Raw genomic sequence first — 23857 nt, 5'->3', positions numbered from 1 at the left:
CCGTCTGCTGCCGCATCGTAGAGGGTTCGCACCGGTTCGCGCCCGGCGGGTGGACCACGGGGCAGGTCGGTCTGACAACGTCCGACAACGTCTGACTAGGGGGACGACGAGGATGGCATCGCGCCGGGACGAGCTGAACGCGTACACCTTCGCCCGCAAGCGAACGGTGGGCGCATTCCTGCTGCCCGCCGGCGGCGGGAGCGACGAGGACGCGCCGCGTCCGGTGAAGGCGGTGTTGCCGAGCATCCTGGTCGGCGCGGTGGCCGTGGCCGGGTTCGGGCTCTGGGGGGTGTTCAAGCCCAGTGCCCCGCTGAAGTGGGACGACGGCAAGAACATCATCCAGGGCAAGCAGTCGACGACCCGGTACGTGGTGCTGACCGATCCGGACGGCAAGACCAAGCGGCTGCACCAGGTGCTCAACATGTCCTCGGCACGGCTGGTGCTGCCGGCCGAGGCCAAGGTCGTGGTGGTCGACGACGGGGTGCTCGACCGGTACCCCAACCACGGCCCGACCATCGGCATCCCGTACGCGCCGGACAAGTTGCCGACCAAGGACAACGCGAGCCAGTCGATGAAGTGGGCGGTCTGCGACCGGCCGGGCTCGGACGAGAAGCAGGAGACCGTCAACCAGGCGGTGTTCGTGGCGTCCGGCCAGGACGCGGCGGCGCTGACGGCCAAGGACCGGATGCTCGGCCCGGACCAGCTGATGCTGGTGCAGCAGGCGGACGAGCAGCAGGTGTCCGCAGCCCCGGCGCCGGGTCAGCAGGCGGCCTCGGGCGCGAAGGTCTACCTGGTCGACGCGCAGGGCCGCAAGCACGAGATCGGCTCGCCGCAGTCGGACGACAAGGAGCGCAAGGCGCTGGTCACCGCGGTCTTCGGGCCCAACGCGGTGCCGCAGCGGGTGAAGCGCGACTGGCTGGACACCCTGGTGAACGGCACCCCGGTCACCTTCCCCGAGATCAAGGGGGCGGCCGACACCGCGAACCCCAACTCCAGTGTGGCGCTGGGGAACGCGGCCGACCGCCGGATCGGCCGGCTGGTGCACTACCAGGACCGCCACTACGTGGTCGGCAAGGACCAGCTCTACCTGGTCACCCCGTTCCAGGCGGAGTTGATCCGGCAGAACCCGGCCAACCAGATGCTCTACAAGTACGACCAGGACAAGAACCCGCGCAGCGACGAGATGACCCCGCTGGACCACTCCTCGCTGCGCAGCGAGACCCCGCTGCCCGGCACGGCGGCCGACTGGCCGGTGAAGTCCGGCGCGCCGGTGAACAACTGGCAGGACCGGCAGGACGCGCGCCTGGTCGTGTGCAGCACCTTCGACGGCGTCGCCGAGGACGGGCGGACGCCCAGGCGCAGCGTCTGGGCCGGGACTTCGTACCCCGCGCAGTACAACAACGGCGCCGGCGCGGCCTACGTGACCCCGGGTCACGGCCTGTTCTACCGGTCGCTGAACAACACCACCGGCGGCTCGGGTACCGATTTCCTGATCACCGAGACCGGTCTGCGCTACGCCGTTCCGGCGAATGCCGACGGCGGCCGCGGCGCCACTGCGACACCGGGCGCGCAGCCCGGCCAGAGCGGCGCCCCGAAGGTGCCGACCCCGCAGCCGGGCACCCCGACCCCGGGGGCGCCGGACCAGCAGTCCGGTCAGCAGCCGGGGCCGCAGCAGGACGAAACCGGCGGCAACCAGGCGCGGTTGGGCTACCAGGGGATCCAGCCGCTGCCGGTTCCGCACGAGTGGTCGGACCTGGTCCCGGCCGGCCCGCCGCTGACCGCGAAGAGCGCCGCGCAGCCGCAGAACGCCTGATCGGTCAAGCGCGGCAACGGAATTGGCCGCAGTGTCATGGTCTGGTAACTACTCAGTGCTCGGTGTTGGGTGAGCTGCGTGTGCCGACTACAGTGCTGCTGGGCATCACATGGGTGATGTGGCGGGCGGGTCCTCCGGGGCCCTCCGTGTACGTAATGTTGTCTCATGGGGGACGGTGGAGCATGGCTCAGGGTCAGTTCACGATGACGGCTCAGGAGATGCTGGCTTTCGCCAACAAGATCGAGCAGGCCATCGGCAAGATCGAGGCGGAGAAGGTCAAGCTGAACGGCACGGTCACGGGGATCGTCGGCGGCTGGCAGGGGCAGGCGGCGACCGCCTACACGAACCTGCAGAACCGGGTCAACGGGGACATCGCGTCGCTCAAGGAAGCGCTGGCCGCGATCAAGCACGCGATCGAGCAGACCACCAAGCACTACGCGAGCACCGAGGAAGAGCAGAAGGCGATGTTCGCCGACACCCAGGGCTGATCGCCGCACCCGCGCTGATCACCGGTCTGTTCCGAACCGCCGCTCGGCGGGGTGCCCGTCACTGATCGCGGGCCGCTCCGCACCCTCGTCAAGGGAGACAACGTGTCCGACCACATCCTCGTCAACTTCGAGACCGTCCACAACGCCGCCGAGGAGGTCAAGGCCTCGGCCGGCCGCATCGAGCAGCTGCTCAGCGATCTGAAGACGGACGTCACCCGCATCGCCCAGAGCTGGCAGGGCAAGGCCCAGGAGGGCTACAACATCCAGCAGGCCAAGTGGGACTCGTCCGCCAACGACCTGCACACGGCCTGCATGCAGATCGCCGCCTCGCTGGAGAACGCCGCGCAGAGCTACCGGACCACCGAGGACAGCAACGCCAAGCTCTGGCAGCACTGACCGGGCGTTCCCGAACGGGAACGACAGGGGGCGGGTACCCGGACTCCGGGCACCCGCCCTTCGGCGCGCGGCAGGGGTGGACGACATGAGGGGTGGCAGGGTGTCCGGACGCGGGTACCGGAAGACGGCCGCGGCACTGGCCGCGCTCGCGGTGCTGGGCGGCCCGCTCGCCGCCCCGGCGTACGCCGACGGGGGGCCCGGACTGGCCGCCGCGGGCGACTGCCCCAAGAACGCGCCCGACGTGCAGACCGTGCCGTGGTCGCTGCAGCGCCTGCTGCTGGACGAGCTGTGGCAGGGCGGACGGACCACGGGCAAGGGCGTGAAGGTCGCGGTCATCGACACCGGGGTCGACCGGACCAACCAGCAGCTGGCCGGCCAGGTCCCGGCCACCGACCCCGCGTTCGACAAGAACCCCCCGACGGCGGCCGACAAGGTCCAGGAGGGTCCCAACCTGCTGGTCAACCGGGACACCAAGGAACCGATCCCGGGCAAGTCCATCGAGGACCCGGTCGGCCACGGCACCAAGGTGGCCGGCATCATCGCGGCCCGCAAGAGCGACCGGACCGGCTTCGTCGGCCTGGCCCCCGACGCCCAGATCCTCTCGATCCGGCAGAACGACAGCGACGGCAACGGCGACGTGTCCACGCTGGTGAGGGCCATCCGCGAGGCGGTCGCCGCCAAGGCCAGGGTCATCAACATCTCCCAGGACGTGCGCGGTGCCGGGGACGCCCGGTTCGGCGGCTACCTGGAACTCAAGGCCGCGATCGAGGACGCCGAGCAGGCCGGCGCCGTGGTGGTCGCCTCCACCGGGAACGACGGCAAGGAGGGCGACACCTACCCGGGCGCCTTCCCGACCGTGCTCGCCGTCGGCGCCTCCGACCGCAACAACGAGCGCGCCCCGTTCTCCCAGTACGGCTCCTTCGTGAAGGTCGCCGCGCCCGGTGTCGACATGCTGTCCACCGTGCCCGGGGGCGGCCAGTGCGTGGACAACGGCACCAGCTTCGCCGCCCCGTACGTCTCCGGGCTCGCCGCGCTGCTGGTCGGCGCCCACCCGAACTGGAAGCCGGCCCAGGTGCGGGCCTGGATCGAGCAGACCGCCCAGCGCACCCAGCGCGACCCGGACGTCTTCGTCGGCTGGGGCGTGGTGGACCCGGTCAAGGCCGTCACCAAGGCCCCCGACGTCGCGCCGACGGTCGCCACCCCGGACGCCCCGGTGCAGCTCGCCTCTGCGCCGATCGTGCCGCAGCCGGTCGGCCTCGGCGAGACCCAGGCCGACCGCGACGGCCGCACCGCGACGTACGTCCTCGGTGTCGGCGCGCTGCTGGTCGCCCTGCTGATCGGCGGCGGCGTGGTGCTGCGCGACCACCGGCGCAAGTCCGCCGAGTGACCGGCCGGCCGGTGCGCCGGCGGGTCCGCCGACAAGTCCGCTGACGGCTCCGGCCGGTCCTCCGACCGTTCCGCCGAGCCCCGCCGCCGACCGTTCCGTCGAGCCCCGGCCGTCGACCGATCCGGGCGTTGCGAAAAATCGCTCCGCAACGGCTGTAACACCGCCGCCCGCCCACCGCATCGATGAAGTGTCGGGGAGGACGGACCGCGGGGGGCAGCGCACATGGGGTGGATCGGGGCGGGCCGAGAGGCCAAGGACGCCGAGTTCCTGGAACTCGTCGCCGGTCGTACCGGCCACCTGTACCGCTCGGCCTGCCTGCTCACCAGCGGCGACACCCACTACGCCGAGGACCTCGTGCAGGAGGCCCTCGGCCGGATGTACGTGCTCTGGCGGCGCAGCGCCTTCACCGGCGGACGGGAGCGGATCGCCAACCCGGCGGCCTACACCCACACCGTCATGGTGCGCACCTTCCTCGCCCAGAAGCGCCGCCGTTCCAGCGGTGAGCGCCCGACCGGCGACCTCCCGGAGACGGCGGGGCAGGACGCCGACAGCAGCCTGCGGCTGACCCTGCTCGACGCGCTCGGCCGGATGCCGCCCAAGGACCGCGCCGTGCTGGTACTGCGCTTCTGGGAGGACCGCAGCGTCGAGGAGACGGCCGAGGTGATGCGGGTGTCCTCCGGTGCCGTCCGGACCCGTACCACCCGGGCGCTGGCCCGGCTGCGCACCCTGCTCGGTGACTCGCTGGGCGAGCTCGCCTCGCGTTGAGGCCTCCCGTCGACGTCGCCCGTCCCGCCCGTCCCGCACGCCGAGCCGAGGCGGCGGCCGAGGTCGGCGGCGGCTCCCGAACCGACCTGCACGTCCCACACCCCGTGACGCAAGGAGACGGTGAACACCCATGTCCGAACCGGACAAGTTCGAGGACGATCTTCTCTACGCCTTCACCCGCACGGGTGAAGGCTTTCGCACCGAGCAGGCCGACCTGGTAGCGGGTGGCTACCGGCGCGGCCGCAGCCGCTGGCGCCGCCGTTCGACCGCCGCCGTGGTGGGCGGCGCGGCCGCGCTGGCCCTGGTGGGCACCGGTGCGGTGTACCTGGCCGGATCCCCGGCGGCGAAGGACACGGGCACGGTGAGCGCGGCCTCCGGCCCGGCGACGGCCGCCGGCAGCGGCAGCCCCGCGGCCACCCCGACCACGGTGCGCTCCTCGGCCCCGACCGTGGTCACCGGCGACGAGGTGCTGGCGACCTTCCAGGCCCTGCTGCCCAAGGGCGAGACCACCGAGGCCAAGGGACGCGGCACCGACGACGAGCAGTCGAAGGGCACCTTCGTCGGCGCGGACCTGGTCTTCGACGACGGCCAGGGCAAGTCGCTGGTCCAGATCGGCATCCAGAAGCACCGGCCCAAGCAGGGGCAGCCGCGCACCTGCCCGACGGACCTCAAGCTCGCCCGGATCGACTCCTGCTCCGTCACCACCCTGCCGGACGGCTCCCGGCTCCAGCTCCAGCAGGGGTACGAGTACTCGGACAACCGGGCCGACACCAAGGAATGGGACGCCACGCTGTCCGGTCCGGACGGCCGGGAGATCACGGTGAGCGAGTGGAACGCGGCCCGGGAGAAGGGCGCGCCCGACAGCCGGCCCAACCCGCCGCTCACCCTGGAGCAGCTGAAGGCGGTCGTCACCGACAAGTCCTGGGACCGGGTCGTCGCGGCGGTCAAGTTCGACGGCGTCGACACCGACGCGGTCGACCCGGGCCTGTCGCTGGAGGACCGGGAGGCCGCCCTGGCCGGGCTGCTGCCCCCGGGGGTGACCGTGACCGGCCGCACCGGCAGCGCGCTGCTGGCCACCTTCCAGCTGGCCCGGGGGCAGGAGACCGGCTCGGTGGTGCTCCGGGTGGAGAACTGGTCGAAGTCCGACGACAACTCGTGGGTGGGGGCGTTCAAGGACGCGGTCGCCGGGCCCGACGGGACCAAGGTGCTCACCAAGGGCGGTGCGGACACCAAGGAGAAGATGCCGCTGATGGTGAACGTCCTGCACCCGGACGGCATGGAGGTGGCGGTCTCGCAGGGCCCGGCCGGCAAGGAGCTGCTCACTCCGGAGCAGCTGAAGGCGATCGGCGTCAGCCCGGTGTGGAAGGCCAGGAAGTAGCCGGAGGCCGGCGGCGACGGTCCGGACGGCGGCCGGGCGGACGCGGCCGGGCGAGGAAGGCCGTGTGAACGCGGCGGTGCCCCGGGCTCGGAGGAGCCCGGGGCACCGCTGTGTGGGGGAGGTGGGGGACCGGGGGGTCAGCCCTGCTGGTCCTCGGGGAGGCTGATCACCCAGCGGGTCTCCTGGCGGGGGCGCAGGTAGAACAGCCAGTACAGGGTGGCGACGGCGGTGATGCCGCCGGTCCACAGCAGGGGCTCCGCGTCCAGCTTGGTCATCACGTAGAGCAGGACGGCGACCAGGGCGATCGGGACGCCGGGCCACAGCGGCATCCGCCAGGCGGCGGCGTGCTTGTGGTGGGCGCGGCGGGAGAGCAGCGCGGCGATCGCGACCAGCAGGTACATGCCGGTGACGGCGACGCCGGTGATGTTGCTGAGCAGTTCGCCCTTGACGAAGCAGAGCGCGGCGCCGGGCAGGCCGACGGCCAGGGTGGCGATCCAGGGGGAGCCGAAGCGGCCGAGGGTGGCGAAGGCCTTGTTGACCGGCTCGGGCCAGGCCTTGTCGCGGGCGGAGGCGAACAGCACCCGGGAGTTCTGGATGACCATGACGATGCCGGCGTTGATGATGGCCAGCGCGACGCAGAGGCTGATGAAGGTGCCGACCGCGGAGTTGCTCCAAGCGGTGACCATGCCGGAGATGTCGCCGGAGGTCAGGGTCTGCAGGTCGGGGGCGCCCATGGTGATGGCGACGACCGGGATCAGGATGACGGCGGCGGAGATGCCGAGCGTCCACAGCACGGTGCGGGAGACGTTGCGGCGGGGGTTCTCCAGCTCCTCGGACAGGTAGACGGCGGTGGAGAAGCCCTGGGTGATGAACAGGGCGATGCCGAGTGCGCCGACGATGGCGCCGACGCTCACCGTGGTGGTGGTACCGCCGTCCCCGGCGACCACGCCGTGCAGCAGGCTGGGGGCGTTGCCGTTGGCGTGGGCGAAGCCGAGCACCGAGACGACGCCGGCCGCGATGACCTCCAGGACCAGGAAGATGCCGGTGATCCAGGCGTTGGCACGCAGGTCGAGCAGGCCGGCCAGGGTGGCGGCGAGCATCACGGCGGCGCCGGTCATGGCCTTGTCGACGTGCAGCACGGGTGCGAGGTAGTCGGCGGTGCCGAGGGCGATGACCGAGGGAACGATCATCACCACGATCAGCGAGAGCACGAAGACCAGCCAGCCCATCAGCCGTCCGGCCAGCGTGCCGACCATGGCGTACTCGCCGCCGGCGCTGGGGATCAGGGTGCCGAGTTCGGAGTAGCAGAACGCGACCGCGACGCAGAGCACGGTGCCGATGGCGATGGCCAGGGCGGTGGCGCTGCCGATGCTGGAGAACAGCTCGGGCACGATCACGAAGAGCGTCGATGCCGGGGTGACGCAGGACAGCGTGAGCAGGGTGCCGCCCACCACGCCGATCGAGCGCTTGAGCTGCTGGGGTGCGGCCGCCTCGGCCGCCGGGGCGGCCACGTTCTGTGGCGGGCGAAGCGTGTCGGTCATGTGGCTTCCGATCGGCTCTGTGCGGTCCTGGGGTGGGAGCGGTATCGCCTCCGCTGGGCTGGTTGCTCGGGTTCTGGTCCAGTCGCTCCCGGGCCGCCATGGAACCTTGGGCGTATTGATTGCGTCAACGTCGGAACTGCTTCGGAATCCGTTGCGGCAAACGGCATAAACATGCGATCCGATGATCACGTTCGGCCATTGTGTGGTTTGTCTGACTTGTTACCTCAACTGGATCTCGATTGAATCGAAGGTGAATAAAGGGTTTAAGGCTGCCATTCGAAGGTCTCGGTCCGGATGGGCGACGGTACGCCCAGGCGCCCCCGAAGGCCTCGGGGACGCCCCGGCCGGGTACGGGAACCGCAGCACCCGCCGGGAAAGATCTAGGTAACGTTTCAGCACCTGGGACGCCGAAGGGGTCGGACTCCCGGGAGTCCGACCCCTTCGATCACCATCCGTGACGGACGGCCCGGCTACGCGACCGGCAGCCAGCCCGTCTGGACCATCTGCCCGCCGGTCACGCGGCGCGACACGTAGATCCCGCGGCCCGGCGGCAGCGCCTGCGGCTTGACCGTCCCCAGCAGCGCGCCCTCGTCCCGGCTGCCGGACAGGATCACGCCCTGGCCGCCCAGCTCGCGCATCCGCTGCAGCACCGGCTCGTACAGCGAGCGGCCGGCGCCACCCGCGCTGCGGGCCACGATCACCCGCAGGCCGATGTCCCGCGCGAACGGCAGGAACTCGGCCAGCGGCGCCAGCGGGTTGCCCGAGCCCGTCGCGACCAGTTCGTAGTCGTCGACGACCACGAACATGTCCTTGCCGCTGTACCAGCTGCGGTTGCGCAGCTGGTCGGCGGTCACGTCCGGGCCGGGGAGACGGCGGGAGCAGGCCCCGCGCAGCATGTCCACCACGGCCGACATGGCGGGCTGGGCCGCCGCGTACTCGACCAGGTACTCCGGCGGCACCGTCCCCAGCAGCGCGCGCCGGTAGTCGCCGACCACGATGCCCGCCTGGTCCGGCGTGTAACGCTCGGTGATCTGCTTGATCAGCATCCGCAGCACCGCCGACTTCCCCGACTCGGTGTCGCCGAAGACGATGAACAGCGGGTCGGTCTCGAAGTTGACGAAGGCCGGTGCCAGCTCCGCCTCGTCCACGCCGAAGGCCACGCCGCGCTCCGGGTGCTCGAAGCCCTTCGGCAGCGAGTGCCCGTCCAGCACGGCCGGCAGCATCCGCACCTGCGGCGCGCGCGGCCCGCTCCAGGCCCCGTCGATCGCGCCGACCAGCCCGGCCACGCCCTCCTGCAGGTCGTCGATGCCGGAGGAGCCGTCCAGACGCGGCAGGCCGGACAGGAAGTGCAGCCGCTCCGGGGTGATGCCGCGACCGGCCTGCGGCGGCACGTTCTGCGCCGACCGCCGGTCCACCTCGGACTCCATCGGGTCACCGAGCTTCAACTCGGTGCGGTTCTGCAGCAGGTCCTTCAGGGCCGGGCGGACCTCCGCGTAGCGGGCCGCGGTGATGATCAGGTGGACGCCGTAGCCGAGGCCGCGCTGGGCGATGTCGCCGATCACCGGCTCCAGCCCCTCGAACTCCTGCTTGAAGGTGTTCCAGCCGTCGATCACCAGGAAGACGTCGCCGAAGGCCTCGTCCGGTAGCTGCCCGGCCGCCCGGCGGGCCCGGTAGGTGCCGATGGTGTCGATCCCGGTGGCCCGGAACAGCTCCTCGCGCCGGTTCATCACCCCGTGCACCTCGGAGACCATCCGGCGGACCTTGTCCACGTCCAGGCGCCCGGCCACCCCGCCGACGTGCGGCAGCCCGGCCAGCGACTGGAAGCTGCCGGCGCCGAAGTCCAGCAGGTAGAACTGCACCTCCAGCGGGGTGTGGGTGAGGGCGAACGAGGCGACCTCGGTGCGCACCACGGTCGACTTGCCCGAGCGCGGACCGCCCACGACCAGGCCGTGGCCGGCCGCCCCCGCGTAGTCGACCTCCAGGATGTCCGTCTTCTGCTCGCGCGGCCGGTCCACGATGCCGATCGGCACCCGCAGGCGCCCCGCCGGGTAGCCGGGAGCGGTCAGCCCGCGATCCGGCGCGACCTGCAAAGGCGGCAGCAGGTGGTCCATGCTCGGCGCCTCCTCCAGCGGCGGCAGCCACACCTGGTGCGCGGCCGGGCCCTGGCCGGCCATCCGCTGGACGAAGACGTCCAGCACGGTGTCCACCAGCGCGTCGTCCTGCTCCGGTGCCGGCGGCGCCTCCTCCTCCACCGGGTCCGGCAGGTCCACGAAGGCCGCGGTGAACTCCACCGGGCGGGCGGCGACCCGCCGCCCGCCGGTCGACCGCTGCTGCCCCGGCGCCCGGTACGGCCCCGAGACGTACGCGGCCTTGAACCGGTCCATCACGTCCTCGCCGAACTTCAGGTAGCCGACGCCCGGCACCGGCGGCAGGTGGTAGGCGTCCGGCACGCCGATCGCCGCCCGCGACTCGGCCGCCGAGAAGGTGCGCAGACCGATCCGGTAGGAGAGGTAGGTGTCCAGGCCGCGCAGCTTGCCCTCCTCCAGGCGCTGCGAGGCCAGCAGCAGGTGTACGCCCAGCGACCGGCCGATCCGGCCGATCTGGATGAACATCTCGATGAAGTCCGGCTTGGCGGTGAGGAGCTCGGAGAACTCGTCGATGATCAGCACCAGCGAGGGCAGCGGGTCCAGCGCCGCGCCGGCCGCCCGGGCCCGCTCGTACTCGTGGATGTTGGCGTAGTTGCCCGCCGAGCGCAGCAGCTCCTGGCGGCGGTGCAGCTCGCCCTCGATCGCGTCGCGCATGCGGTCGACCAGGGTGAGCTCGCCCTCCAGGTTGGTGATCACCGCGGAGGTGTGCGGCATGTCGGCCATGCCGGAGAAGGTCGCACCGCCCTTGAAGTCGGCGAGGACGAAGTTCAGGATCTCCGAGGAGTGCGTCATCGCCAGCGCGAGCACCAGGGTGCGCAGCAGCTCCGACTTGCCGGAACCGGTCGCGCCGACGCACAGGCCGTGCGGGCCCATGCCCTCCAGCGCGGCCTCCTTGATGTCCAGGTAGACGTGCTCGCCGTTGGCGCCGACGCCGATCGGCACCCGCATCCGCTCGTGCTGGGCGCGCTGGCGCCAGCTGCGGTTCACGTCGAAGGAACCCGGGTCGCCCGAACTCATCATGTCGGTGAAGTCCAGGTTGGACAGCAGCGGTTCGTCGTCACCGCCGGCCGAGACCCGGTACGGGGCCAACTGCCGGGCCAGCGCCTCGGACTGCCACACCGAGAGCAGGTCCGGCTTGCCGGTGTACGTCGCGCCGGAGGCCGAACGCAGCACCAGTTCCTCGGCGTTGACCGTCACCATCAGGTGCCCGCTCGGCTCGTCGACCTCACCCGGGACCACCTCGATGACCGTCACGCCCTGCACGCCCTCGGGGCTCGCCAGCAGCGAGTCGTGCGGCACCCCGGCGCCGTCCATGACGACCACCAGGTGCGGCTGGTCCGCGGCGGGTGCCGCGTCCCGGACGAAGCGCTGGCGACCGGCCAGCTCGTCCTGCAGCAGGTACTCCAGATCGCCCAGGTCGGTGGCGAACAGCCGGCGCGAGCCCGCGCCGTCGGCGTCCTTGCGGTGCTGGTTGTGCGGGAGCCACTTGGCCCACTCCCACTCCTCGGCCGCGCCGGGCGCCGCCGCGACCGCCACCATCAGGTCGTCCGGCGAGTGCAGGGTGGTCAACTGGGCGATCATCGCGCGCACGTTGCCGTACACCGAGTCCGGGTCGCCGCACACCGTGATGTGGTAGAAGGCCCGCAGCGACACCGCCAACGGCAGGTCCTGCAGGGTGCCGTGCGCCTTCAGGAAGGAGTGCATGGCGGCCGCCGACAGCGGCTCCAGCTCGTCCATCGGCGCGGTCTGCGGCGCCATCAGCGGCGTGGACAGCTGCACCGGTCCGAGGCCGACCCGGATCTGCGCTAAGTCGCCGTCCCCGGTGCGCCGCTCCCACAGCCGACGGCCGTCCTCGACGATCGACCACAGCTGGTCCGGCGCCGGGTTCAGGAACAGCAGCGCACCGCGCTGGCGCTCAGCCGTGCGGCGCACCTGACGGCGGGTCTGCTGCAGGTACTTGAGGTAGTCGCGCCGTTCGTCCGCCATCGCGGTCGAGCCGCCCTTGCGGGCCCGCACGATCTGGGCCAGCACCATGCCGACCGTCGAGACGATCATCAGGCCGCCCATGATCTTCATCGGAGCGGCCGCGCCGGGCGAGAAGAAGAACACCGCCGACCCGCCCATACCGAGCATCGGCAGGATGCTCATCAGCCAGTCCTCGCTGCCCTGCCGGGGCAGTTCGGGCGGGCTCACCAGCTCCACCGGCTCGTCCGGCACGGTGGGCGGATAGGCCCTGGCCGGTCGCTTGACCGTGATCACACCCATGTGTCATCCACCCCGTGGCGTCGATCGATCACTTCGGCATCAGCCCTCACGCGACTGCGTACGGTCCGTACGGGATTCCGGCGGCTGAGGACGCCCCACACAGCGCAGGCCCCCGTACCTTTGCGCAGGCGCCGATCCTAACGGTCGCCCCCGCACCGCCCGCCAGGCCCCGGTCACCAACCGAGCGGGTAGGGTAACGCCGCGCCAACTCGCGGCCCGGTCGGGCCGGTTCCGCAGCCACACCGAGCGCCGCCGTGCCTCGGCACCGTCAACAAGGGGGAGCGCCACGTGCGTCGAAGGAACGAGGTGGGGGCATGACCAGTGCCGCCGCGACCGGTTACTGCCGGGTGACGGTCGTCGCCCCGGACCGCCGGATCGACGTCGCCCTGCCCGAGGACGTCCCGCTCGCGGACGTCTACCCCGAGGTGCTGCGCCTGGCCAACCAGAGCCAGCCCGACGGCACCCCCACCGGCTTCCACCTGGTCCGCCGCGACGGCACGGTCCTCGACAGCGGCCTGCCGCTGGCCGCCCAGCAGGTCCGCGACGGCGACCTGCTCGCGCTGCGCCCGTTCGCCGAGTCCCTCCCGCCGGCGGTCTACGACGACGTCGCCGACGCGATCGCCAGCGCCGTCGAGGCCGACCGCCGGTTCTGGACCGCCGAGCTGATGCGCGGCTTCGGCCTGATCGGGGCCGGGGTGCTGCTCACCCTGCTCGGCTTCGCGCTCTGGTTCTCCGACCTGCGCCACGACATGCACGGCCTGCCCGGCGTCCTGGCCGGCGTGATCGCCGTGGTGCTCACCGCACTGGCCGGCGTGCGCGCCCGGGTCTACCAGGACCCCCATGCCGCCCTCGCCCTCGGCCTCGGCGCGCTGCCGCACGCCATGATCGGCGGCAGCGGCCTCATCGCGGTCGCCCACCCGTGGGACGGCCCCGGCCGGGTCCAGTTCCTGGCCGGCTGCGTGACCGTCCTGGTGGTCGCCGTGCTGCTGACCGGCCTGCTGCCGGAGAAGGACGCGGTGTTCGTCGCCGCCGCCCTGGTCGCCACCGCCGGCGCGCTCGCCACCTTCGCCGCGGTCCTGATGCCGGAGACCCCGGCCGGGCACATCGCCGCCGTCACCGGCGTCGCCGCCGTCGCCGCCGTCGGCTTCCTGCCCAGCCTCTCCGCCCGCTTCGCCCGGCTGCCCGTCGGCTTCAGCGCCCCCGGCCAGACCCGCACCCGCAGCCGTGACTACGACGAGGAGGCCGAGCGCGCCGAGGCCGTCCAGTACGAGAAGATCGCCCACCAGGCCCGCCGCGGCCACGAGGTGCTGGTCGGCCTGGTCGGCGGCTGCGCCGCGGTCGTGGTCGGTGCCTGCGCGGTCCTCGGCTTCACCGACGAGACCTTCCCCGAGCTGCTCGCGCTCGCCCTGGGTCTGGCCACCATGCTGCGCGCCCGGCTGTTCCGCTACACCGCACAGGTGCTCAGCCTCACCGTGGCCGGCCTGCTCGGGCTGTCCCTGCTGATCGTCGGGCTGTCCCTTCACACCCCGCAGTTCTTCCTGCGGGTCGCGGGCTCCACCACCCAGCTCGACCTGCGCACGGTCTGGCTGGCCACCTCCATCGCGTTCGGCGCCGCGCTGCTCGTCGCGATCGCCCTGGTGGTGCCCCGGCTCGGCGTCTCCCCGTTCTGGGGGCGCATCCTGGACCTGGTCGACAGCCTCACGCTGATCTCGCTGGTCCCGCTGGCGCTCGCCGTCCTGGACATCTACCGGCTGGTCCGCGGGGCCACCGGCTGACCCGCGCCCGCCGCGCCGGTGCCGCCCGCCGCCCCTCCCGGGAACGCTCCGCCACCCCCCTCGGGGGTGGCGGACAACCGGATGGGCGGCACTGGTACGCTTGGCCTCCGAGCGCAGCCGTGTGTCCGCCGCCCCTCCGTGGGCTGCAGCGCGCCGGCCGCTCTCACGACACCGAGTTCTCGATGAGTCCTGTGCTGTCGACCAGGACCGCTCGGTAGACCCCGAAGGAGTTGCAGTGGCTCTCGCCTCTGACGTCAAGAAGCAGATCATCGCCGAGTTCGGCCAGAAGGAGGGCGACACCGGCTCCCCCGAGGTCCAGGTGGCCATGCTCTCCCGCCGCATCTCGGACCTGACCGAGCACCTCAAGCTGCACAAGCACGACCACCACTCGCGTCGTGGCCTGCTGATCCTGGTCGGCCAGCGCCGCCGCCTGCTGCAGTACCTGGCCAAGAAGGACATCGAGCGCTTCCGTACGCTCGTCGACCGCCTGGGCATCCGTCGCGGTGCCGCCGGTGGCGCCCGCTAAGACCGCCGCTCGGGGCGGCTCCCCACACCGGGGAGCCGCCCCTCGCGCGTATGCCGCGGCCGTCGGGCCGCGGCGCCCTGACATAACAACTCGCGCGCACCTCCCCAGGTGGCCGAGGATTGCACCGTAGGGTTGTGGGCATGCCGGGTGATGGCGCACCAGCGCGCCACCCGGGCAGACAGACCCGAACCCCCCCGCGGGACGAAGGCTTCAAACGGAAGCCGCCCGCATCCGAGAGAGCGTCCAGACGCGGAACGCCCGCCCCGGCCCGGCAGTCGTGAGGCGCCGGTCCTCGGTAGTGGCCGTCGGAACCCCCGCAGACCGAGCGGGGCACTCCGGAGGCTTCGATCGAAGACCGGCCCGACTGCAGCCCTCCCTGACGGGGGCACCCAGGGCCACCGGCAGGAAGTGCGCGGGGACGCTCTCCCGGAGACGTACGAAAGAGGAGATCTTCCAGGTGGAAGAGAACGTGTTCTACGCCGAGGCCGTGATCGACAACGGTTCCTTCGGCACCCGTACCATCCGCTTCGAGACCGGCCGCCTGGCCCGTCAGGCCGCCGGCTCCGCCGTGGCCTACCTGGACGACGACACCATGGTGCTGTCGGCCACCAGCGCGTCCAAGCAGCCGAAGGAGCACTTCGACTTCTTCCCGCTGACCGTGGACGTCGAGGAGCGGATGTACGCCGCGGGCCGCATCCCCGGCTCGTTCTTCCGTCGCGAGGGCCGGCCCTCCGAGGACGCGATCCTCACCTGCCGCCTGATCGACCGCCCGCTGCGCCCGTCCTTCGTCAAGGGCCTGCGCAACGAGGTCCAGGTCGTCGTCACCGTGATGGCGCTCAACCCCGACCACCTGTACGACGTGGTCGCGATCAACGCCGCCTCCGCCTCCACCCAGCTGGCGGGCCTGCCGTTCTCCGGCCCGATCGGTGGCGTCCGCGTCGCGCTGATCAACGGCCAGTGGGTCGCCTTCCCGACCCACAGCGAGCTGGAGTCGGCCGTCTTCGACATGGTCGTCGCCGGTCGCGTCCTGCCGGACGGCGACGTCGCGATCATGATGGTCGAGGCCGAGGCCACCGACAAGACCATCAAGCTGGTCGAGGGCGGCGCCGAGGCGCCGACCGAGGAGATCGTTGCCTCCGGCCTCGACGCCGCCAAGCCGTTCATCAAGGTCCTCTGCGCCGCGCAGTCGCAGCTCGCCGCCCAGGCCGCCAAGCCGACCGGCGAGTTCCCGGTCTTCCTGGACTACCAGGACGACGTCCTCGCCGCGCTGACCGCCGCCGTCAAGGACGAGCTGGCCCAGGCCCTGACCATCCCGGGCAAGCAGGAGCGCAACACCGAGCTGGACCGCGTCAAGGCGCTGGCCGCCGAGAAGCTGCTCCCCGAGTTCGAGGGCCGTGAGAAGGAGATCAGCGCCGCCTACAACGCGCTGACCAAGAAGATCGTCCGCGAGCGCGTCATCACGGACAAGATCCGCATCGACGGCCGCGGCGTCACCGACATCCGCACCCTGGCCGCCGAGGTCGAGGCCATCCCGCGGGTGCACGGCTCGGCCCTGTTCGAGCGCGGCGAGACCCAGATCCTGGGTGTCACCACGCTGAACATGCTCCGCATGGAGCAGCAGCTGGACACGCTCTCCCCGGAGACGCGTCGCCGCTACATGCACAACTACAACTTCCCGCCGTACTCCGTCGGCGAGACCGGCCGCGTGGGCTCGCCCAAGCGCCGCGAGATCGGCCACGGCGCGCTGGCCGAGCGGGCCATCCTGCCCGTGCTGCCCTCGCGCGAGGACTTCCCGTACGCCATCCGCCAGGTCTCCGAGGCGCTCAGCTCCAACGGCTCCACCTCGATGGGCTCGGTCTGCGCCTCGACCATGTCGCTGCTGAACGCCGGTGTGCCGCTGAAGGCCGCCGTGGCCGGCATCGCCATGGGCCTGATCTCCCAGGAGATCGACGGCGAGACCCACTACGTCACGCTGACCGACATCCTCGGCGCCGAGGACGCGTACGGCGACATGGACTTCAAGGTCGCCGGTACCCGCAACTTCATCACCGCCCTCCAGCTGGACACCAAGCTGAACGGCATCCCGGCGTCGGTGCTCGCCGCCGCGCTGAAGCAGGCCAAGGACGCCCGCCTGCACATCCTCGACGTGATGAACGAGGCCATCGACTCCCCGGACGAGATGTCCCCGAACGCGCCGCGCATCATCACCATCAAGATCCCGGTGGACAAGATCGGTGAGGTCATCGGCCCCAAGGGCAAGATGATCAACCAGATCCAGGAGGACACCGGCGCCGAGATCACGATCGAGGACGACGGCACCATCTACATCGGTGCCGCCGACGGCCCGGCCGCCGAGGCCGCCCGCACCACGATCAACCAGATCGCCAACCCGACCATGCCGGAGGTCGGCGAGCGCTACCTGGGCACCGTGGTCAAGACCACGACGTTCGGCGCGTTCGTGTCGCTGATGCCGGGCAAGGACGGCCTGCTGCACATCTCGCAGATCCGCAAGCTGGCCGGCGGCAAGCGCGTCGAGAACGTCGAGGACGTCCTCGGCGTCGGCGCCAAGGTCCAGGTCGAGATCGCTGAGATCGACCCGCGCGGCAAGCTCTCCCTGATCCCGGTCGTCGAGGGCGAGGAGGCCGGCGAGGCCGCTTCCGAGTGAAGCGCCGCTAGCTGACCCCTTGCGGCCCGTACGCCTCCCGGCGTGCGGGCCGCACCCCGTTGTCCACACGCTTACGTCCGCACGTGCCTTCCTCGCGTGCGTTTCCTCTGGAGGTACCCCCCGTGGCGCAGGCCCCGGCGGTAAAGCAGCGTCCCGGCAGCACCCGGACCCTGCTCAAGGGCGTCGACGGCGCCGGCACGGTGCGCCGCACCGTCCTCCCCGGCGGCCTGCGGGTCGTCACCGAGACCCTGCCGACGGTGCGGTCCGCGACCTTCGGCATCTGGGTCGGCGTCGGCTCGCGGGACGAGACCCCGCAGCTCAACGGCGCCACGCACTACCTGGAGCACCTGCTCTTCAAGGGCACCGAGCGGCGCAGCGCGCTGGACATCTCGGCGGCCCTGGACGCGGTCGGCGGGGAGATGAACGCCTTCACCGCGAAGGAGAACACCTGCTACTACGCCCGGGTCCTGGACACCGACCTGCCGCTGGCCATCGACGTGGTCTGCGACATGCTCACCGGCTCGCTGATCCGTCCCGAGGACGTCGACGCCGAGCGCGGCGTCATCCTCGAGGAGATGGCGATGGCCGAGGACGACCCGGGCGACGTGGTGCACGACCTGTTCGCCCGGGTGATCTACGGCACCGGCCCGCTCGGCCGCCCGATCCTCGGCACCCAGGAGACCATCAAGGCGCTCACCCGGGACCAGATCGCCGGCTTCTACCACCGCCGCTACCGGCCCGAGAACCTGGTCGTCTCGGCGGCCGGAAACCTGGACCACCGCAAGGTCGTCAAGCAGGTCGAGCAGGCCTTCGCGCCGATGCTGGCCCGCTCCGACGCGGCGCCCGCCGAGGCCCGCCGCGGCGTCAAGGCGCTGCGCACGGCCGGGAAGGTCGAGGTGCTCAACCGGTCCACCGAGCAGGCCCACCTGGTCCTGGGCGTGCCGGGCGTGCCGCGGCACGACGAGCGCCGCTGGGCGATGGGCGTGCTCAACGCGGCCCTCGGCGGCGGGATGAGCTCCCGGCTGTTCCAGGAGGTCCGCGAGAAGCGCGGCCTGGCGTACTCGGTGTACTCCTACTCCTCGTCCTACGCGGACAGCGGCCTGTTCGGCATCTACGCCGGCTGCCAGCCCAAGCGGGTCGAGGAGGTGCTGCGGATCTGCCGCGCCGAGCTGGCCAAGGTGGTCGCCGAGGGCATCACCGAGGAGGAGCTGCAGCGCGCGATCGGGCAGATCTCCGGCTCCACCGTGCTCGGCATGGAGGACACCGGTTCGCTGATGAACCGGATCGGCAAGGCCGAGCTCAGCTACGGCCACCACCTGTCGGTGGACGACATGCTGGGCCGGATCGCCGCCGTGACCCTGGAGGACGTCCACGCGGTGGCCCGTGATGTGCTGGGCGCGTACCGGCCGTCGCTGGCGCTGATCGGCCCGGTCAACGACAAGCGGGCCGCCAAGCTCGCCGATCTGCTGGTGTGAGAGGACATTTCGCTATGACGCTGCGTGTCGCCGTGATCGGCGCCCGGGGCCGGATCGGCTCCGAGGCGGTCAAGGCCGTCGAGGCCGCGCCGGACCTGGAACTGGTGGCCGCCCTGGGCCGCGGGTCGAAGCTGGAGGAGCTGACCGACGCCGGAGCGCAGGTCGTCGTCGAGCTGACCCACCCGGACTCGGTGATGGGGAACCTGGACCACTGCCTGCACCACGGCATCCACGTGGTCACCGGCACCACCGGCTGGACGGACGAGCGGCTCGCCACCGTCCGAGGCTGGCTGGACCAGGCCCCCGGGCTCGGCCTGCTGGTCGCCCCGAACTTCTCCATCGGCGCGATCCTCGGCATGAAGTTCTCCCAGGTCGCGGCGAAGTACTTCGAGTCGGTCGAGGTGGTCGAGCTGCACCACGACCGCAAGGCCGACGCCCCCAGCGGAACCGCCACCCGGACGGCCCAGCTGATCGCGGCCGCCCGCGCCGAGGCCGGCCGCCCGCCGCAGCAGGACCCGACCACCCACGGCCTGCCCGGGGCGCGCGGCGCCGACGTGGACGGGGTGCCGGTGCACGCCGTGCGGCTGCGCGGCCTGCTGGCCCACCAGCAGGTGATGTTCGGCGACACCGGCGAGACGCTCACCATCCGGCACGACTCGCTGCACCACAGCAGCTTCATGCCGGGCATCCTGCTGGGCGTGCGCAAGGTCGTCGGGACGCCGGGGCTGACCCTCGGCCTCGAACACTTCCTGGACCTGTGAGCCCGGCATGACCTCCCGTACCGGTTTCTTCGTCCTGTCCGGCGTGCTGCTGCTGGTCGCCCTGATCTGCGTGGGGGAGGGCGTCCAGCTGATCGCCACCGGAAAGCCGCTCGGCATCGGCATCGGCGTGTGCGCCTTCGTCATCCCGGTGATCGGCGTCTGGTTCCTGCGCCAGACCGTCCGCTTCGGACGGGACAGCGAGCTGCTCGCCCGGCAGCTGGAGGCCGAGGGCGGCCTTCCGGTGGACGAGCTGAAGCGCACCACCGGGGGGCGGATCGACCGGGCCTCGGCCGACGAGGTCTTCGCCCGCCGCCAGGGCGAGGCGGAGGCCGCGCCGGGCGACTGGCGGGTCTGGTTCCGCCTCGCCGTGGCCTACGCCGACGCCGGTGACACCCCGCGAGCCCGCAAGACCATGCACCACGCCATCAAGCTGCACAGCACCGAACCCGCAAGGAGCAACGCGTGAGCGACGAACCGACGGCCCCCAGCTTCCGCAGCGACGTGACGGTGGAGCTGGTCCGCAGCGCCGCCGCCGACTCGGACGTCATCTGGGCGGCCCGGGTCTCGACCGCGGGGGAGCAGTCCCTGGAGGCGCTCTCGCAGGACCCGGAGAAGTCCAAGGGCCTGATCAACTTCCTGATGCGCGACCGTCACGGCACGCCCTTCGAGCACAACTCGATGACCTTCTTCATCAGCGCGCCGATCTTCGTGTTCCGGGAGTTCCACCGGCACCGCAGCGGCTGGTCGTACAACGAGGAGTCCGGCCGCTACCGCCAGCTGGACCCGGTGTTCTACGTCCCGGCGGAGGACCGCAAGCTGGTCCAGCAGGGCCGCCCGGGCAAGTACGAGTTCACCCCCGGCACGCCCGAGCAGCACGAGACCACCACCGGGGCGATGGAGGCCGCGTACCGCGAGTCCTACGCGCGCTACCAGGAGATGCTCGCCGCCGGGGTCGCCCGCGAGGTGGCCCGCGCGGTGCTGCCGGTCGGCCTCTTCTCCTCGATGTACGCGACCTGCAACTCGCGCTCGCTGATGCACTTCCTGTCCCTGCGGACCAAGCGGGACAACTCGGCGGTGCCGTCCTTCCCGCAGCGCGAGATCGAGATGGTCGCCGAGCAGATGGAGGAGCAGTGGGCGCAGCTCATGCCGCTCACCCATGCGGCCTTCGAGAAGCACGGCCGGGTCGCCCCCTGACCTGCGACGACGGGCATATGGGCAGTGTGTCTGGCATGTCTGGATTGCGGCTTTTCTAACCGCTCCCTACATTCGTGAACACGGATCCCGGTGCTGCCCGAACCCCCGAGCGGGCAGCACCGGGATCCCATCTCACGGCCTGTTTCCACCGCTCACCGCCGCCGCCCCCTGTCCGAACCCTGGACCGGTGTGGATACCGCCCCACCGCCTACGAGTAGCTTTGGACGCATGGCTCCGATCTCCACCCCCCAGACGCCGTTCGGCCGGGTCCTGACCGCGATGGTCACCCCGTTCACCGCCGACGGCGGACTCGACCTCGACGGCGCCCAGCGCCTCGCCACGCACCTCGTCGACTCCGGGAACGACGGCCTCGTCGTCAACGGCACCACCGGTGAGTCACCGACCACCAGCGATGCCGAGAAGGCCCGGCTCGTCCGCGCCGTGGTGGAGGCGGTCGGGGATCGCGCCCACGTGGTGGCCGGCGTCGGCACCAACGACACCCACCACAGCACCGAGCTGGCCCGGCAGGCGCAGGCCGCCGGAGCGCACGGCCTGCTGGCCGTCACGCCGTACTACAGCAAGCCCCCGCAGGAGGGCCTGTACCGGCACACCGTCGCCCTCGCCGACGCGACCGAGCTGCCGGTCATGCTGTACGACATCCCGGGCCGCAGCGGGGTGGCACTGAGCCACGAGACGCTGGTCCGCCTCGGCGAGCACCCGCGGATCGTCGCCAACAAGGACGCCAAGGGCGACCTCGGCGCGGCGGCCTGGGCGATCGCCCGCTCCGGTCTGGCCTGGTACTCCGGCGACGACATCCTGAACCTGCCGCTGCTGTCCGTCGGAGCCGCCGGCGTCGTCAGCGTCGTCGGACACGTCGTGGCCGGCGACCTGCGCGCGATGATCGAGGCGTACCTGGCGGGCGATGTGGTCAAGGCCACCAGCGTCCACCAGCGCCTGCTGCCGGTGTTCAGCGGTATGTTCCGCACGCAGGGCGTCATTCTGGCCAAGGCGGCACTGGAACTCCAGGGCCTGCCGGCCGGTCCGCTCCGGTTGCCCCTGATCGGTGCGACGCCCGAGGAGATCGGAAAATTGAAGCAGGATCTCGCCGCCGGCGGGGTACACCTGTAGCAGACACAGACGTGCGCGCCCCGGCTCGCCGGACCTCCCGAGGGTCCGCCGCTGGACCGGACCGAAGGCGCGAGAGCACAGACCCAGTAGGAAAACGACACTGAGTACGCACGCCATATGTCTCCAGGGGGAGGACCCCGGACATATGGCGTGCGTCGTGAGGAGAGTCTTTTGAGCCACCCGCACCCCGAACTCGGCGCGCCCCCGGCCCTGAAGGAGGGCGCCCTCCGCATCACTCCGCTCGGCGGCCTCGGCGAGATCGGCCGCAACATGACGGTCCTCGAGTACGGCGACCGCATCCTGATCATCGACTGCGGCGTCCTCTTCCCCGAGGACGAGCAGCCCGGCGTGGACCTGATCCTCCCGGACTTCAGCTACATCCGGGACCGCCTCGACAAGGTCGACGGCATCGTCCTCACCCACGGGCACGAGGACCACATCGGCGCCGTCCCGTTCCTCCTGCGGGAGAACCCGGACATCCCGCTGATCGGCTCGAAGCTGACCCTCGCCCTGATCGAGGCCAAGCTCGCCGAGCACCGGATCCGCCCGTACGTGCTGGAGGTCAAGGAGGGCGAGCGCGAGCGCATCGGCCCCTTCGACTGCGAGTTCATCGCGGTCAACCACTCCATCCCGGACGCCCTCGCCGTGGCCGTCCGCACCCCCGCCGGCATGGTCGTGGCCACCGGTGACTTCAAGATGGACCAGCTGCCGCTCGACGGCCGCCTCACCGACCTGCCGACCTTCGCCAAGCTGGCCGAGGAGGGCATGGACCTGCTGCTGGTGGACTCCACCAACGCCGAGGTCCCCGGCTTCATCCCGCACGAGCGGGACATCTCGGCGGCGCTGCGAAACGTCTTCGCCAACGCCGACAAGCGCATCATCGTCGCCTCCTTCGCCAGCCACGTGCACCGCATCCAGCAGGTCCTGGACGCCGCGCACGAGTACAAGCGCAAGGTCGCCTTCGTCGGCCGCTCGATGGTCCGCAACATGGGCATCGCCCGCGACCTCGGCTACCTGAAGGTCCCCGGCAACATGGTCGTGGACGTCAAGCAGCTGGACGACCTCCCGGACAAGGAGGTCGTGCTGATCTGCACCGGTTCGCAGGGCGAGCCGATGGCCGCGCTGTCCCGGATGGCCAACCGCGACCACCAGATCCGCATCGTCGAAGGCGACACCGTCGTCCTGGCGTCCTCCCTGATCCCGGGCAACGAGAACGCCGTCTACCGGGTGATCAACGGCCTGACCCGCTGGGGCGCCAAGGTCGTGCACAAGGGCAACGCCAAGGTGCACGTCTCCGGCCACGCCTCGGCCGGCGAGCTGCTCTACTTCTTCAACATCTGCAAGCCGCGCAACCTGATGCCGGTCCACGGCGAGTGGCGCCACCTGCGCGCGGCCGCCGAGCTGGGCATCGCCACCGGCGTGCCGCGCAACCGCGTGGTCATCGCCGAGGACGGCGTCTGCGTCGACCTGGAGCGTGGCGTCGCCAAGATCGTCGGCAAGGTGCAGGCCGGGTACGTCTACGTGGACGGCTCCTCGGTCGGCGACATCACCGAGGCCTCGCTCAAGGACCGCAAGATCCTCGGCGAGGAGGGCTTCATCTCGGTCTTCGTCGCGGTCGACTCGACCAACGGCAAGATCATCGGTGGCCCGACCATCCAGGCGCGCGGTTCCGGCATCGACGACAACGCGTTCGTCCCGGTCGTCGCCAAGCTCCAGGAGGCCCTGGACCGCTCGGCGAGCGACGGCGTGCTGGAGCCCCGTCAGGTGCAGCAGCTCGTCCGCCGCACCATCGGCAAGTGGGTCGCGGACAACTACCGCCGCCGGCCGATGATCCTGCCGGTCGTCGTCGAGCTCTGACGCCCACCGTTCGAGCTCTGACGCTCGTCCGTCCCCGGCTGCGGCCGGTTTGACGTGGGGCGGCCCGGTGCGTAATGTTCTCCGGGTTGCCCCACGGGACGGCCCCTCGGAAACGTCCTCGAATTTGAATTCGAGAACAACCGGGGAAAACGGCCCGAGAAACTCTGGTAGAGTTCGGGAGCGCCGAAAGGCAAAAGCCGATTGGATGAACGAAGCCCCGGAAACGGAGCGGAAAACATCTGATAAGCTGGAAACACGAAAGAACGAAGCCCGGAGGGCCTGCTGGAAGGCAGTCC

17 protein-coding genes are annotated in these 23857 nt (G+C 71.2%); 15 read left to right on the top strand and 2 right to left on the bottom strand.

Annotation, left to right across the window (positions count from 1 at the left end; translation table 11 throughout):
* Positions 1–112 precede the first annotated feature (112 nt).
* The 6 genes from eccB (at position 113) to AB0D10_RS34690 (ending at position 6227) form a co-directional block, all read left to right on the top strand.
* Entirely contained in the window at positions 113–1813 is a 1701-nt protein-coding gene (gene eccB, locus AB0D10_RS34715; RefSeq protein WP_360263279.1) for a type VII secretion protein EccB, read from the top strand.
* Positions 1814–1995: 182 nt separating this feature from the next.
* The gene (locus AB0D10_RS34710) at positions 1996–2301 is read left to right on the top strand and encodes a WXG100 family type VII secretion target (RefSeq protein ID WP_360263277.1); all 306 of its coding nucleotides are present in this window, start codon (positions 1996–1998) and stop codon (positions 2299–2301) included.
* Between the two features lie 102 nt (positions 2302–2403).
* Positions 2404–2697 carry a WXG100 family type VII secretion target gene (locus AB0D10_RS34705; protein WP_360263274.1) on the top strand — a complete coding sequence of 98 codons (294 nt, stop codon included), beginning with the start codon at positions 2404–2406 and terminating at the stop codon, positions 2695–2697.
* Positions 2698–2797: 100 nt separating this feature from the next.
* Entirely contained in the window at positions 2798–4084 is a 1287-nt protein-coding gene (locus tag AB0D10_RS34700; protein ID WP_360263271.1) for a S8 family serine peptidase, read from the top strand.
* Between the two features lie 222 nt (positions 4085–4306).
* Entirely contained in the window at positions 4307–4849 is a 543-nt protein-coding gene (locus AB0D10_RS34695) for a SigE family RNA polymerase sigma factor (RefSeq protein ID WP_360263268.1), read from the top strand.
* Between the two features lie 130 nt (positions 4850–4979).
* Entirely contained in the window at positions 4980–6227 is a 1248-nt protein-coding gene (locus tag AB0D10_RS34690; RefSeq protein WP_360263265.1) for a hypothetical protein, read from the top strand.
* A 137-nt stretch (positions 6228–6364) separates the two neighbouring features.
* Here AB0D10_RS34690 and AB0D10_RS34685 read toward each other — a convergent pair whose 3' ends face one another.
* Both AB0D10_RS34685 and eccCa read right to left on the bottom strand, forming a co-directional pair.
* Positions 6365–7768 carry an APC family permease gene (locus AB0D10_RS34685; protein ID WP_360263262.1) on the bottom strand — a complete coding sequence of 468 codons (1404 nt, stop codon included), beginning with the start codon at positions 7766–7768 and terminating at the stop codon, positions 6365–6367.
* A 470-nt stretch (positions 7769–8238) separates the two neighbouring features.
* The gene (gene eccCa / locus AB0D10_RS34680) at positions 8239–12180 is read right to left on the bottom strand and encodes a type VII secretion protein EccCa (RefSeq protein WP_360263259.1); all 3942 of its coding nucleotides are present in this window, start codon (positions 12178–12180) and stop codon (positions 8239–8241) included.
* Positions 12181–12494: 314 nt separating this feature from the next.
* Here eccCa and eccD point away from each other — a divergent pair, with 314 nt between their 5' ends.
* The 9 genes from eccD (at position 12495) to AB0D10_RS34635 (ending at position 23561) form a co-directional block, all read left to right on the top strand.
* Positions 12495–13955, top strand: a complete 1461-nt coding sequence (gene eccD / locus AB0D10_RS34675; RefSeq protein ID WP_360263256.1) for a type VII secretion integral membrane protein EccD — start codon at positions 12495–12497, stop codon at positions 13953–13955.
* A 235-nt stretch (positions 13956–14190) separates the two neighbouring features.
* Entirely contained in the window at positions 14191–14481 is a 291-nt protein-coding gene (rpsO, locus tag AB0D10_RS34670; RefSeq protein WP_030245440.1) for a 30S ribosomal protein S15, read from the top strand.
* Between the two features lie 457 nt (positions 14482–14938).
* A complete protein-coding gene (locus tag AB0D10_RS34665) occupies positions 14939–17146 on the top strand; it encodes a polyribonucleotide nucleotidyltransferase (RefSeq protein ID WP_360263252.1) in 2208 nt (735 codons plus the stop codon).
* A gap of 122 nt (positions 17147–17268) precedes the next feature.
* Positions 17269–18621: a pitrilysin family protein gene (locus AB0D10_RS34660; RefSeq protein ID WP_360263249.1), complete on the top strand. Its 1353-nt coding sequence runs from the start codon at positions 17269–17271 to the stop codon at positions 18619–18621.
* A gap of 14 nt (positions 18622–18635) precedes the next feature.
* On the top strand, positions 18636–19382 hold the full coding sequence (dapB, locus tag AB0D10_RS34655) for a 4-hydroxy-tetrahydrodipicolinate reductase (RefSeq protein ID WP_360263247.1): 747 nt from the start codon (positions 18636–18638) through the stop codon (positions 19380–19382).
* A gap of 7 nt (positions 19383–19389) precedes the next feature.
* On the top strand, positions 19390–19848 hold the full coding sequence (locus tag AB0D10_RS34650; protein ID WP_360263244.1) for a hypothetical protein: 459 nt from the start codon (positions 19390–19392) through the stop codon (positions 19846–19848).
* Positions 19845–20576, top strand: a complete 732-nt coding sequence (gene thyX / locus AB0D10_RS34645; RefSeq protein WP_360263241.1) for an FAD-dependent thymidylate synthase — start codon at positions 19845–19847, stop codon at positions 20574–20576. The genes AB0D10_RS34650 and thyX overlap by 4 nt, the downstream gene beginning before the upstream one ends.
* Positions 20577–20804: 228 nt before the next feature.
* Entirely contained in the window at positions 20805–21704 is a 900-nt protein-coding gene (gene dapA, locus AB0D10_RS34640) for a 4-hydroxy-tetrahydrodipicolinate synthase (RefSeq protein WP_360263238.1), read from the top strand.
* Between the two features lie 171 nt (positions 21705–21875).
* Positions 21876–23561, top strand: coding sequence for a ribonuclease J (locus AB0D10_RS34635; protein ID WP_360263235.1), 1686 nt, complete (start codon positions 21876–21878; stop codon positions 23559–23561).
* The last annotated feature ends 296 nt before the right edge of the window (positions 23562–23857 follow it).

This window comes from Kitasatospora sp. NPDC048545, from assembly GCF_040651155.1.
In the GTDB taxonomy this organism is placed as follows: Bacteria; Actinomycetota; Actinomycetes; order Streptomycetales; family Streptomycetaceae; genus Kitasatospora.
Note: the sequence above shows the minus strand (reverse complement) of the source record. Positions and strands in the feature narration are given on the sequence as shown.

Coding starts and splice junctions, on each gene's coding strand:
- eccB (WP_360263279.1), top strand. CDS start 113: ATGGCATCGCGCCGGGACGAGCTGAACGCGTACACCTTCGCCCGCAAG.
- AB0D10_RS34710 (WP_360263277.1), top strand. CDS start 1,996: ATGGCTCAGGGTCAGTTCACGATGACGGCTCAGGAGATGCTGGCTTTC.
- AB0D10_RS34695 (WP_360263268.1), top strand. CDS start 4,307: ATGGGGTGGATCGGGGCGGGCCGAGAGGCCAAGGACGCCGAGTTCCTG.
- AB0D10_RS34690 (WP_360263265.1), top strand. CDS start 4,980: ATGTCCGAACCGGACAAGTTCGAGGACGATCTTCTCTACGCCTTCACC.
- AB0D10_RS34685 (WP_360263262.1), bottom strand. CDS start 7,768: ATGACCGACACGCTTCGCCCGCCACAGAACGTGGCCGCCCCGGCGGCC.
- eccCa (WP_360263259.1), bottom strand. CDS start 12,180: ATGGGTGTGATCACGGTCAAGCGACCGGCCAGGGCCTATCCGCCCACC.
- eccD (WP_360263256.1), top strand. CDS start 12,495: ATGACCAGTGCCGCCGCGACCGGTTACTGCCGGGTGACGGTCGTCGCC.
- dapB (WP_360263247.1), top strand. CDS start 18,636: ATGACGCTGCGTGTCGCCGTGATCGGCGCCCGGGGCCGGATCGGCTCC.
- AB0D10_RS34650 (WP_360263244.1), top strand. CDS start 19,390: ATGACCTCCCGTACCGGTTTCTTCGTCCTGTCCGGCGTGCTGCTGCTG.
- dapA (WP_360263238.1), top strand. CDS start 20,805: ATGGCTCCGATCTCCACCCCCCAGACGCCGTTCGGCCGGGTCCTGACC.